Below are 12,915 nucleotides of genomic sequence, written 5' to 3' on the forward strand. Positions count from 1 at the left end.
AAAAACCCCCGTCGCGGTCCGCCGTGTCGGGGGTTATCTTTTTCAGATGCACTCTTCCAGGGGAAGAACGAAGCACCGCACACCCGCCCTGGGCCGCTCCTCCTTCAACTGATGGGCAATGCAGGTGACGACATGGATCTGCTCGTCCGGAACGGCCAGGATCAGCACGTTGTTTCCCCCGGGCCAGGCGTGGGTCCCCAGCTTGGGCTCCGTAGCGGTCCCTTCGCCGTGCACCTCCTCCATCTTCGTATAAGCCCGGATGCCCGCTCTCTTGAAGCGGTCGACGATATACTCGTCGGCCTCCCGCGAATAGACAATCAGAAACATCTTCATGACGGAGTCACCCCCTTCTCCGGATGGATGTGCCGGCGCATTCGGAACTTCTGGATCCAGTCGTCAAACAGGTCATAGGCGGCGGGAACCACCACCAGCGTCAGGAAAAGAGACGTCAGGAGGCCGCCGATGACGGTGATGCCCATGGGTGATCGGGACTCCGCCCCTTCACCCACTCCGAGCGCCACGGGAATCATGCCGAAGACCATGGCGAAGGTGGTCATGAGGATCGGCCGGAGCCGTACGGGACCCGCAAGGAGGATTGCTTCCTTCCGGGACATGCCGCGCTCCCGAAGGGTGTTCGTGTAGTCAACCAGCAGGATCGCGTTTTTCTTTACCAGGCCCATGAGGAGAATGATGCCGATCAGGCTGTAGATGCTGATGGTGTTCCCCGTCAGGAGGAGGGCGCCGAAGGCCCCGATGAAAGACAGCGGCATGGCCAGGAGGACCGTAAAGGGATGGATGAAACTCTCGAACTGGGCCGCCAGGATCATGTAGGCCATGATGATTCCGAGGATGAGCGCGAAGATCAGGTAGCGGAAGGATTCCCCCATGGTCTCAGCCGGCCCCTTGTATTTGGCCGAGTAATCCGACGGCAGGACCTTGCTCGAGATGGCGTTCAGCTCCGTCATGGCCTCAGCCAGGGGCTTTTTTTCGAGGCCCGCATAGACGATGGTCGCCCGCTGGCGGTCGACGCGCTGGATGGTGCTGGGCCCTCCACCCTCCTGGAACCGGGCCACGCTGGCCAGATCCACGAGCCGGCCGTCCCTGCCCCGGACATAGATGTTTCCCAGGTCGGAGGGATTCATGCGGTCCTCCGGGTTGAGGCGGACGCGTACATCCAGACGCTTCCCCCTCTCCTCGTCCTTAAACTTTGTAATGTCCACCTCGCCGCTGATGAGGATGTTGACGGCCTCGGCAATGGAACCGACAGAGACGCCAAGATCTGCCGCCTTGTCCCGGTCGATAAATACCTTCACCTCCGGCTTCCCCGCTTCGATGGACGTATCGACGTCCACGATACCCGGCAGCTTTGAAAACTCGGATGTAATCTGGCGGGTATAGGTCTGGAGATCCGCCAGGCTGGTTCCCCGGATGGCATAAAGGATGGGCACATTCCGGATGCCGCCGCCGATGAGAGACACGTCCTCTGCCGTACCTTTGAGACCCGGGATCGTCCGCATGTTCCGGCGGATGTCCGCCTTGATCTGCTCCTGGCTCCTTTTTCGGTCGGCCTTGGGATACAGGGTCACGAACGAGACGGCCTTGTTCACTTCTCCAACACCGCCCGCCCCCATTCCCTGGATATAAAAAACGGACCGGACCTCGGGCACTTTCCGGATCATGTCCTCCGCCTGCCGGAACATCTCGTCCGCACGGTAGACCGAGTAGTCGAAGGGTGCTTCCATGCGGACGAGGAACTGGCCCTGGTCTTCCGGCGGGACGAACTCCTTGCCGATGAACCGGGTGATGAACAGGCTGAAGATGAACAGGACAAGGGCTGCGACAAGGACCAACCCCCGGTGTCGCAGGGAGATTTCCAGCAGGACCCGATACAATCCTTCGGTCTTCTTGTATCCTCTCTCCAACGCATCACCGGCCTTGTGGATCCAGGCCAGCCTGTTTTTCAGCCCAGCGAACCGCCCTGGTGCCGGCAGCTCCGGATCGCCCTTGGATCGCTCCAGTTGTTTCAGGTAGATCGACGCCAGCATGGGGGTCAACGTGAAGGACACAACAAGGGATACCGCCACAGAGAAGACGACGGTGAGGGCGAACTGGAGGAAAAATCGCCCGATGATGCCCTTCATGAAGGCCACCGGCAGGAAGATGACGATGACGGCCAGGGTGGTGGCCATGACGGCCAGGCCGATCTCCGATGTGGCGAAAGCGGCCGCCTCCCGTGGCGGCATGCCCTCCTCCACGTGGCGGTAAATGTTCTCGATGACGATGATGGCGTCGTCGATCAGGAGCCCCACGGAGAGCGTCAGGGCCAGCATGGTCATGTTGTTGAACGTGAAGTCGAAGGCCCGGAGCAGGGCGAACGTGGAGATGACCGAGACCGGGAGTGCCACGGCGCTGATCAGGGTTGTCCGGGTGTTCCGCAGGAAGAGGAATACAGCCAGGATGGCGAGAATCCCGCCGAGAATGAGGTGGCCCTGAACCTCGTTGATGGAGCGCTTGATGAAGGTCGACTGGTCGAAGGCGAAGTCGAGTTTCAGCCCCGGCGGCAGGTTTTTGTTGATGACGGCGATTTCCTTCTTGATACGGTCGATGACCTCGACGGTGTTGGTCCCCGACTGCTTCTGGATCCCCATTCCGACGGCCGGGACCCCGTTGAACCGGACAATGGAACGCTTCTCCTGCTGGCCGTCCTCCACCCGGCCGATGTCACGGATCCGGACGGGAACCCCCTTGGAATAGGCGACGATCAGGTCGTTGAAGTCGGCGATCCGGGGGAATTCCCCTTTGATTTTAACTGAGTACTCTTTGGTTGCGGTCTCGATCCGCCCTCCGGGAAGCTCGACGTTTTCCATCTTCAGGGCGGCAGCCACGTCGCCGGGGGCCACCTGGTAGGCCCTGAGCTTGTCGGCGTCCAGCCAGATCCGCACCTCCCGGAGCTGCAGCCCCCCGATACGCAGGGCTCCCACGCCGGGAATGCGCTGGATCTGGTCCTTCAGGACCTCGTCCATGTAGGTGGACAGCTCGCGAACGCTCTTCTGCCCCGAGAGATTGACCCACAGGACGGGGTTTGCATCGGGATCCACTTTCCGGATGACGGGTTCTTCAATGTCCGAAGGCAGCTTGGAGCGGATCATCGAGACCTTCTCGCGGACATCCTGGACGGCCAGGTCGATGTCGCGCTCCAGGACGAACTCCACGGTGACGCTGGAGACTCCCTCGCGGCTCGTCGAGGTGATGGTCTTGACGCCCTCGATGGTGTTGACGGACTCTTCGATCTTGTCCGTCACGTCAATGTCCATGACCTCTGGGCTGGCGCCTTTCAAAACGGCGGTAATGTTGACAATGGGAAACTCGACCTTCGGAAACAGGTCCACGCCGATTTCGGCATAGGAAACCAGCCCCAGGAGCACCAGGGCCATGATGAACATCGTAGCGAAGACGGGACGCTTGATCGATGTATTAGCGAGCCACATTCACCTTCACTCCGTCCGCCAGGGTATTCTGCCCGACCACCACGATCTGCTCGCCTCCCTGGAGTCCCTCCAGAACCGCCATGGACTCGCCGTATTTCCCCCCGATCTGGATCTTCACTTCCCGGGCGCGGTCGCCCTCCACGAGAAAGACCTTTTTCAGGGCGTTTTCGTAAAGAATGGACGTGATCGGGATGACGACGGTGTCTTTCGCCGGCCCCGTGTACAGCGTCACCCGGGCGAAGAACCCGGGTTTGAGAAGTCCCTGGGGATTGGGGATGTGGGCCTCCGCCTGGAGGGTCCGGGTCTTCTCGTCGAGGCTCGGGTAGATGCTCATCAGCCGGCCCGTAAAGGTCCTGCCGGGGAAGGAATCAACCCGGAAGTCCACCTCCTGGCCGAGCTTGAGGCTGCTGACGTCCTTTTCCGGAACCGAAAAGGACAGCTTGATGGGGTTGGATCGGACGATCCACAGCATGGGCGTCCCCGTGCGGACGAAGTCCCCGGCGGTCACGCGCTTTTCCCGGACCGCGCCGGCCATGGGTGATCTAACCCGGCTGCGGCTGTAGCGTTCGCGGGCCATGGACAGGGCCGCGCGGGCACGATCGACGTCACCCGTCGCAAGTGTGACCCGGGTGGTGATGTCATCAAACTGCTGCTGCGTGACGAGCTGCTCCTTGTAAAGGGCATCTTTCCTGGAGTACTCGACCTTCACATTCGCCAGCGTGGCCTCCGCCTGCTTCAGGGCCGCCTCCGCCCGCTCCAGATCCAAACGGTAGTCCGTCTCGTTGATCTCCGCCAGGACCATGCCCTTTGCCACGGAGGATCCCTCCTCGACGTACAGTTTCCGTATAATGCCGTCCACTTCCGGACTGATGACGACCTCCTGGAAAGGCTTGAGGGTCCCTACCGCTTCCACAGAGGGACGGAGCGACTTTTTCTCTACGGTTGCGGCTCGGACATTGATAATCTTCTCGTCTGTTTTCGTTTCCTTTTTCTGGCACCCCGCTGTCAAGACAGCCACGAGAGCCAGAACCACCAGCAGGAACGCTCCCGGCAGCCCACTGCGGAACCGGGACAGCCGCCATCCCGGTCTCCCTGTCTTCATCCCGTTCATTTCATCCCGCCTCGATATACCGGATTGTCTCTGGAATCGGATCATTGTTTCCTCACTGCTTCGCAAGCACCGACGGAAGAAGATCCCCGGTAACCCGCTTCATGCGGAGCCAGGATACCTGGTAATTGATGGAAGCCTCGGCCAGTTTCTGCTCCGACGTCACCAGGAGCGTATTGGCGTCGATGACGTCGAGACTGGATGCCAGGCCGAATTCGTACTGCCGGGAGACCGCCTGGTAATTGTCCCGGGCAAAGGCCGCCTGATCCTGCTGGAACTTGAGGACCCCCTGCTGGGTGACCAGATCCAGCCGGGCTCCTTCGACCTCGATGCCGATCGTTTTCTTCAGATCTTCGAGCGCCAGTGCTGCCTGGCGACTCCGGGCCATTGCCTCCTTGACCTCGGCCAGCCGGAGTCCGCCCTCGAAAAACGGAAAGTTGAGAGAAACGGCGGCGTAGGCGGTTTCCTTGTTCAGGGACGCCGTTTCCGGCGTCTGGCCGGTCTTCTGATAGACGCCGCTCAAGGCCACCGTCGGCCAGTATCCTCCCCGGGCATACCAGATCTGCTTGTCCGTCGCGGCCTTTTGAATCTCCAGCGCCTGGAGTTCCGGACGCTGAGTGATAGCCTTCTCAAGCAACCGGTCGAGCGGCGGAATTTCCCCGGACTCGCCGGCGCTTTCCTTTACACCGACAGGCCCTTTGATTCCCAGGACCCGGGCCAGGACGGCCTTCGTCAGGCTTAGCCCGTTTTCCGCCCGGATCCGGTCGGCCCGGGCCCCGGACAGTTCCCCTTCCGCACGGAGGAGCGCGGTCTTGGTCACCTCTCCCAGACGAAGCCGCTTCTCCGCCAGGTGACGGTATTTCGCCAGCCGCTCCAGGTTGGCGTCGGCGATTTCCAGGGACTTCCCGGCCTTCAGGACGTCGAAATAGGCATAGACTGTCTGCAGCAGGATTTCATCCCGTACGGCATCCAGATCCTTCCGGCTCTTGTCGATGTTGTCCCTGGAAATGCTGAGAGCCGTCAGCTCCCGCCCGCTCAGGGAAAATGCCTGGTCCACGCGCACGCCCCACGAGTTTCCCTCGTCCGGCTGAATGAGCGTCCCGGTGGTGTTGGTTTTTCGCCCTGAATACCAGGTCTGGCCGCCGTAGGCCGTCAATTTGGGAATCAGGACCGCCCAGGCTTTCTCCCGTGTCGTTTCGGCGATGACCACATTCTCCCCGGACAGCAGGATCTTCTCGGAATTGCGAAGGGCCGTCCGGAGGGCCTCATCGAGGCTGTAGTCATCGGCAAGAGCGGAAGTCGGACTGATTTGCTGGAGGAATAGGACGGTCAGCATCATGCAGGCAAGAAAGACGATTCTTTTCATCGCTGCCCCCTGGAGAATCCCCGCGGAGAGCCCGGAGCCCCGCCCCGCTGCCCGCCGGAGCCGTGAATGAAACGGCCCTTACAGATTCAAAATGAATTAGAGACCCTCATACAAGCACATCTTCCTTGTCAAGTGGAAATCCTTCTCATCCCGGGCTCCACGGGGTCCCGAACAAGGCCGAGATAGCCTATCTTATCGTCTTTTTATTGACTTTTGAGCCCTGAGTTGATAAAGTATACGTTCCAAAAAGAAGTCGGCAGGTAATGCAGAATGTTCAAGGTTGGAGACATCGCCGTTTACCCGGCCCAGGGGGTCGGGGTGATCGAAGCCATTGAAAATCGTGAGGTCATGGGTAGCAGGCAGCTCTTCTACGTCATGAAAATCATGGGGAATGGCATGAAGATCATGATTCCGCTCCATAGCGCCGAATCGGTCGGTCTCCGGGAAGTGGTCCCGGCGGCGGACATTCCGAAGATCTATGCGATCCTTCGCAACAAAGACGTCTCCATCGACAAACAGACCTGGAACAAGCGGTATCGGGAATACCTCGAAAAGATCAAGACCGGCTCCGTCTTTGAAATCGCCCGCGTACTCAGGGATCTTCTCATCCTCAAGACGGACAAGAATCTCTCCTTCGGCGAGCGGAAGATGATGGACACCGCGAAAAACCTCCTGGTCAAAGAGATCTCGGTGGCCACCAAATCGGAAGAAACGAAAGTTGAACAGGACCTTCAGCGGTTTTTCACCCTCCAGTAGACATGAATCGTTTCGATGGGAACAGGACATCCTCTTCACTGCCTGAAGATCTTCCGACTTCGGAGGACGCCGCCATCCCCGTGCCTCGGGCCGGCGGACGGATCTCCAGCCTGAATGCTTCCCCGACAACCACATTGCCCGAAATCATACCCCCGTTTCCAACGGGGAGTCCGCGCCGAAGCCATGAGGCGGATGCGCAACCGGTTCGTCTTCTTTCTCCGGGGAAGTTCCCGGGAGAAGGAAGGGCGTTCCGGGATATGAAATCCAGTCTGAAAGGAGGTGAAAGCATTGATCACGAGGCTTTTTTTGATTCTGGCGTGTTCTGTAAGCGGATATTTCATTGCTTATCTGTCATTCGACGGATTATGGCAATCATTCTTGGGAGTCATAGCAGGATTATTCACAGCCCTCTTTGTAATCAAGGTAGAACAGGACATCCGGAAAGTATCCCTGAAAGTCATCATGGGCGGCGTGATCGGAATGATCATCGGTCTGCTGATCGCGGTCATTCTGGCCTATGGATTGAATTTCGTCGGGAAAATTCAGGAGAACCAGCAGATCCTCCCCTGGGTCTATGTGATCCTGACCGGAACCCTGGGATATCTTGGACTCGTCCTCGGATCCAAGAAGGTGGAGGAATTTTCCTTCTTCGGGAGTGGTGCGGCGAAGGAGCCCGCTGACTACCGGATCCTGGACACGAGCGTCATCATCGACGGCCGGATTGCAGACATCGCGGAAACGGGTTTTCTGGAAGGACGGCTCGTCGTGCCACGTTTCGTTCTCGACGAGTTGCAGTACATCGCCGATTCTTCGGACTCGCTGAAGCGGTCCCGGGGACGCCGGGGGCTGGATATCCTCAACCGGATGCAGCGTACCGGCGGCATCACCATCGACGTGGTGGACCAGGACTTTCCCAAGATCAAGAGCGTTGACGCCAAACTGGTCGCCCTGGCAAAAAAGTCGGACGGCAAGATCATCACCAACGACTTCAACCTGAACAAGGTGGCCGAACTTCAGGGCATCAAGATCCTGAACGTCAACGAACTGGCCAACGCCCTGAAGCCGGTGGTCCTGCCCGGCGAGATGATGACCGTCAAGATCATCAAGGAAGGCAAGGAACAGGGCCAGGGGGTCGGATACCTCGATGACGGAACCATGATCATCGTGGATAACGGCCAGAGGCATATCGGGTCCACCGTGGACGCAATGGTCACCAGCGTGCTGCAGACAACGGCGGGGCGCATGATCTTCTCGGAGATGAAGGCTCCCGCTCCCGACAAAAAACCCTATCCATCATCCAATCGAGCGTAGAAAACGGCCCGGGGAATCTCCCGGGCTTTTCTTCGTTTTGACTCCGGCCCCGATCCGGCATATTGGACACTCCGGATTCGGCCCATGAAATGCGAGGAAGCGAGGCCTGTGGCTCCCGGGAAATCCACGACCGGCGGGAAACTCCCGCCGAAGAAAACAATCGCGATCATTCCGGCCGGGGGCGCCGGCCGCCGGATGGGAACCGGACAGGCAAAGCAGTACCTGCGCCTCCAGGGGCGGCCCATTCTCGCCCATACCCTCCAGGTCCTCCAGGAATCCCGATCCATCGACGAGATCATCCTGGTTGTACCGGAAGCGGACATTTCCCGTGTCCGGCGGGACATCGTGAAGGCCTTTGATTTCAAGAAGATCTCCATGGTGCTACCGGGGGGGCGGGAGCGCCAGGATTCGGTGCTGAGCGGCCTCGACGCCGTGGGGGAAGACTGCCGGGTGGTCGTTGTCCACGACGGCGTACGTCCCTTTCCGCCGGCTTCGCTCATCCGCAGGGTCGTCGCGGAAGCCCGACGGGGAAGAGCCGTTGTCGTCGGCACTCCCGCCAGGGACACGGTGAAGCGAGCCGATCCGGACGGTCGGGTGCTGGATACCCTGGAGCGCAAGGAGATCTGGCTCATCCAGACGCCCCAGGCCTTTCCCGCGGCCATGCTCAAGGAGGCCTACCGGAAGGCCTGCGCAGATAACTACTACGGAACCGACGACGCCTCCCTGGTGGAGCGGGCTGGTTATCCCGTTGTCATCATCCCCGGCGATTCCAGGAACATCAAGATCACGACCCGGGAGGATCTGGCAACAGCGGAGCACCTCTCGGCAAACAGACGGAGCAGGGTAGGACGATCATGAAAGTCGGTTGCGGATACGACAGCCACCGCCTGGTGGAAGGACGTCGCCTTGTCCTGGGCGGAGTCGAAGTTCCATTCGAGAAGGGACTCCTGGGGCATTCCGACGCAGACGCCCTGCTTCATGCCGTCTGTGACGCCCTGCTCGGAGCGATCGGGGGAGGCGACATTGGAAGGCACTTCCCCGACACGGACCCGGCCTACCGGGACATCAACAGCCTCCGGCTCCTCGAGGCCGTGGCCGGGAAAGCGCGGGAGGCGGGATGCCTCGTCCACCACGTGGACGCCACGATCATCCTGGAGCGTCCGAGGCTGGCCCCCTTCCTGCCTCAAATGGCGGCCAACATCGCCCGGACCCTGGATGTAGCCGGGACCGGGGTCAATCTGAAAGCCAAGACGAACGAGGGAATGGGCTTCATCGGCCGTGGAGAGGGCATTGCCGTCATGGCAGTGGTCACCGTTGTCAAGAGGGAAAGACCATGAGTCCCGAAGGCCCCCGTGTCCGCTTCGCCCCTTCTCCCACGGGTGACCTGCACGTCGGAGGCGCCCGGACCGCTCTCTTCAACTGGCTCTTCGCCCGGCAGCACCACGGAACCCTGATTCTGCGCCTGGAAGACACGGACGCCTTGCGCTCCACGGAGGAATTCGAACGGAACCTTCTGGAAGATCTGGACTGGCTCTCCCTCTCCTGGGACGAGGGGCCGGGAGTGGGAGGCCCGTTCGGCCCCTACCGCCAGAGCGAACGCCTTCCCCTCTACCGTTCCGTCCTCGACAGGCTCCTCGAGGAAGGCTGCGTATACCCATGCTATTGCACCGACGAGGAACTGGAGGCCGAACGGGCGTCCCTGCTGGCCCGAGGCCGACCGCCCCGGTACGGCGGCCGCTGCCGAGACCTGAGCGACGAGGAGCGCCGGCGCATGGAGGACGGAGGGAGACACCCCGCCTATCGTTTCCGCGTGCCTCCCGGCGAGATCGTCTTCGAGGACCTGATCCGGGGAACCATGCGGTTCCATGCCGGCGACCTGGGTGATTTCATTATCGTCCGGTCCAACGGACTACCGGCCTACCAGTTCGCTGTCGTCATTGACGACCACGCCATGCAGGTCTCCCATGTCATCCGCGGAGAGGACCACTTGTCGAACACGGCCCTGCAGTTGTGCCTGTACGAGGCCCTGGGGTATCCACCGCCGGTCTTTGCCCACCACGGTCTGGTCCTCGGAGAGGACCGGGCCAAACTCAGCAAGCGGCACGGCTCCACCTCCGTCCGCCAGTTCCGCGAGCAGGGGTTTCTGCCGGAGGCGTTCGTCAACTACATGGCCCTCCTGGGCCACACGCCGGAGGGAGGCAAAGACATCCTGAACCGCGGGGAACTGACGGCGGCGTTCAGCCTGACCAGAGCGGGCAAGGGAGGCGCCGTGTTCGACGGCGCGAAGCTGCGGTGGCTCAACGGCCAGTACCTGCGGCATTGCGACGCGGAGGTACTGGAGGAGCGGCTCCGGCCGCTGCTGGAGAAAGCAGGATATCCACCAGACAGAATGCCCGACAGGAAGACCCTCTCGGACATCCTGGAGATTCTCCGGGACAACATGGTCGTTCTCGAGGATGCCATTCCCTACCTTCCGGCCTTTCTGGACGCGGACCCGCCCCGTTCCGCCGAGGCCGATGCGCTCCTCTTGACGCCGGACGGCCGGATCGTTCTGGATGCACTCCGGGAAGGCCTCCGGGAGGCCGCCGGCGCAGATCCCTGGTACGGGCCGCTCATTCACCGGATCCAGGATCGGACAGGATTCCGGGGGCGAAGGCTTCTGCTCCCCGTGCGGGCGGCCCTGACGGGCCTTCTCAAGGGACCGGAGCTGGAGAAGATTTTTGCCTGGCTGGGACGGGAAGCCGCCCTGAAACGGGTGGATCGTCTCCGGATTCCCTGATTCCCGCTCCCGAGTGAACAATGCCCCGATCCCGCCGGCCGGAGGAAGAGGACCTGCTTTCCATATCGGTTCCAACCACGATGTTTCCCAGATTTTCATATATTGCACAACCTACTATATTTACTAAGTATTCATCATTTTCAGGCCATTCTTGCACAAAAAAAACACCTACCATGACACCTGCTCCCTTCCGCTATGAGCAAGCCCTGGGGACGTTTGTTCCGACACAGGATAGTGAGACCGGACGATAGCGTATGTCCCCTCCCCCTGTTCCCCTAATGAAAGGGTTTTGCGGGGTATAAACTCCCCTATCACCCGCCCCATGCGATTTTCCCGATGCCGGCTCAATAATTTCTCTTGATTCTTGAGAATTTCTGTGGTATCCGGTGCCATCCTTGATGGGTGGTGGCTTTGCTCATCTATCAGGGTGAAGTTCATTGATAACGTTTTTGTTTTCTGATCCCGGCTCATCAAAGCCAGAGGCTGCGGGGTTCCGGTTCGATTCGGACCGGGGGAAACGCATATTCGTTGGGATGACGCTGCCGCAAGGGCAGCCTTTAAAAAACCAAGAAAGGGGGATGTACAGGCATGACGAAGGCAGAACTGATCGGGGCAATCGCAGGAGAAGCAGGCATCACGAAAGCGGCAGCAGGGAAGGCGCTGGACGCGTTCATGGGCGCCGTGGCAAAGGAACTGAAGAAGAGCGGCAAACTGGGTCTCGTTGGCTTCGGCACGTTTTCCGTGATCAAACGGAAGGCCCGCGAAGGCAGGAACCCGCAGACCGGCAAGGCCATCAAGATTCCGGCGAAGAAGGTCGTGAAGTTCAAGGCCGGCAAGGGTCTGGGAGACAAGGTGAAATAACGTTCCGCCAGTCATTGATGTACACACACCGCCCCGGGAGAGCTGTTCTCCCGGGGTTCTTTTTTAACGGGGCACCAGGGAAAGGGTCGGTTTGAAATCCGTCCCTTTTCCCTAAAGCCCCAGCACCCCGACGAGCCTGTCCGCCGAGGGAGCGCGGTCTCCTGCAGTTGCATTGACAGTCCTGCTCCATATCTGCTATAGGGCGTCCACATTTTAGAGATTGCAGAGGTTTTGACGTGACGAAGAAACGGATCCTGAGCGGTATGCGCCCCACGGGGAAACTGCACCTGGGAAATCTGCACGGGGCCCTGGAAAACTGGGTCCGTCTCCAGGAACATGGCGATTACGAGTGTTTCTACTTCGTAGCCGACTGGCACGCCCTCACCAGCGATTATGCCAGCACGGAGGAGATCCGCGCCAACTCCATCGAGATGGTGATCGACTGGCTGGGCGCCGGCCTCGATCCGGAGCGGAGCACCCTCTTCGTCCAGTCTTCCATCCTTCTCCACGCCGAGCTCTTCGTGCTGCTGTCGATGATCACGCCCCTGGCATGGCTCGAACGGAATCCGACCTACAAGGAGATGAAGGCGGAGCTGGCCCAGAAGGACCTGTCCACCTTCGGTTTTCTGGGCTACCCGGTCCTGCAGGCGGCGGATATCATTCTATACAAGGCCTACGGCGTGCCCGTGGGGGTCGATCAGCTTCCTCACGTGGAGTTGACGAGGGAGATCGCCCGGCGTTTCAATTTCCTCTACCGTGATATCTTCCCGGTCCCGGAGCCCCTGCTTACGGAGATCCCGAAACTGCTGGGCATCGACGGCCGCAAGATGAGCAAATCCTACGAAAACTCCATCTACCTGTCCGACCGGGGGGATGTGCTGAAGCAAAAGGTCATGGCCATGTTCACCGATCCGCAACGGCAGAGGAAGAAGGACCCGGGCCGCCCGGAACTCTGTAACGTCTTTACGTTTCACCAGCTCTATTCCCCGCCGGAAGAGGTCGAGTCGATCGCCGCCGACTGCCGTTCCGCCGGGATCGGATGCATCCAGTGCAAGGGTCGCCTGGCGGAGCGGATCGCCCAGCGGATGGCCCCCGCCCATGAACGGCAGGAATATTACCGCAGCCATCCCGAAAGGGTCCGCGAGATCATCGAAGACGGCAACGGCCGGGCCCTCCGCGTCGCCTCCGCCACCATGGCGGAAGTGCGTGACGCGGTCCGAATCGGCCTCTGAACATGGATCCGCAG

At 60.3% G+C, this 12,915-nt stretch carries 11 protein-coding genes; 7 read left to right on the forward strand and 4 right to left on the reverse strand.

The window, feature by feature from the left end:
* Positions 1-42 precede the first annotated feature (42 nt).
* Genes HPY65_11125 through HPY65_11140 form a run of 4 tightly spaced genes read right to left on the reverse strand, consistent with a single transcriptional unit; the run spans position 43 to position 5,962 of the window.
* On the reverse strand, positions 43-333 hold the full coding sequence (locus HPY65_11125) for a hypothetical protein (protein NPU85029.1): 291 nt from the start codon (positions 331-333) through the stop codon (positions 43-45).
* A complete protein-coding gene (locus tag HPY65_11130; GenBank protein ID NPU85030.1) occupies positions 330-3,488 on the reverse strand; it encodes an efflux RND transporter permease subunit in 3,159 nt (1,052 codons plus the stop codon). Before HPY65_11130 ends, HPY65_11125 begins: the two co-directional genes overlap by 4 nt.
* On the reverse strand, positions 3,475-4,599 hold the full coding sequence (locus tag HPY65_11135; protein ID NPU85031.1) for an efflux RND transporter periplasmic adaptor subunit: 1,125 nt from the start codon (positions 4,597-4,599) through the stop codon (positions 3,475-3,477). The genes HPY65_11130 and HPY65_11135 overlap by 14 nt, the downstream gene beginning before the upstream one ends.
* Before the next feature lie 52 nt (positions 4,600-4,651).
* A complete protein-coding gene (locus tag HPY65_11140) occupies positions 4,652-5,962 on the reverse strand; it encodes a TolC family protein (GenBank protein NPU85032.1) in 1,311 nt (436 codons plus the stop codon).
* Between the two features lie 270 nt (positions 5,963-6,232).
* On the opposite strand from HPY65_11140, the gene HPY65_11145 reads away from it, so the two are divergent.
* From HPY65_11145 to trpS, 7 genes are all read left to right on the forward strand, one after another.
* Positions 6,233-6,718, forward strand: a complete 486-nt coding sequence (locus tag HPY65_11145) for a CarD family transcriptional regulator (GenBank protein NPU85033.1) — start codon at positions 6,233-6,235, stop codon at positions 6,716-6,718.
* A gap of 279 nt (positions 6,719-6,997) precedes the next feature.
* A complete protein-coding gene (locus HPY65_11150; protein NPU85034.1) occupies positions 6,998-8,029 on the forward strand; it encodes a PIN domain-containing protein in 1,032 nt (343 codons plus the stop codon).
* An 84-nt stretch (positions 8,030-8,113) separates the two neighbouring features.
* On the forward strand, positions 8,114-8,887 hold the full coding sequence (gene ispD / locus HPY65_11155) for a 2-C-methyl-D-erythritol 4-phosphate cytidylyltransferase (protein NPU85035.1): 774 nt from the start codon (positions 8,114-8,116) through the stop codon (positions 8,885-8,887).
* Positions 8,884-9,366, forward strand: coding sequence for a 2-C-methyl-D-erythritol 2,4-cyclodiphosphate synthase (locus HPY65_11160; GenBank protein ID NPU85036.1), 483 nt, complete (start codon positions 8,884-8,886; stop codon positions 9,364-9,366). The genes ispD and HPY65_11160 overlap by 4 nt, the downstream gene beginning before the upstream one ends.
* Positions 9,363-10,808, forward strand: coding sequence for a glutamate--tRNA ligase (locus HPY65_11165; GenBank protein ID NPU85037.1), 1,446 nt, complete (start codon positions 9,363-9,365; stop codon positions 10,806-10,808). The genes HPY65_11160 and HPY65_11165 overlap by 4 nt, the downstream gene beginning before the upstream one ends.
* A gap of 588 nt (positions 10,809-11,396) precedes the next feature.
* Entirely contained in the window at positions 11,397-11,669 is a 273-nt protein-coding gene (locus HPY65_11170; GenBank protein ID NPU85038.1) for an HU family DNA-binding protein, read from the forward strand.
* Positions 11,670-11,905: 236 nt separating this feature from the next.
* Complete coding sequence (gene trpS / locus HPY65_11175; protein NPU85039.1) at positions 11,906-12,901, forward strand: tryptophan--tRNA ligase; 996 nt, start codon at positions 11,906-11,908, stop codon at positions 12,899-12,901.
* Positions 12,902-12,915: the final 14 nt, after the last annotated feature.

It is taken from the genome of Syntrophaceae bacterium, from assembly GCA_013177825.1.
Taxonomy (GTDB): domain Bacteria; phylum Desulfobacterota; class Syntrophia; order Syntrophales; family PHBD01; genus PHBD01.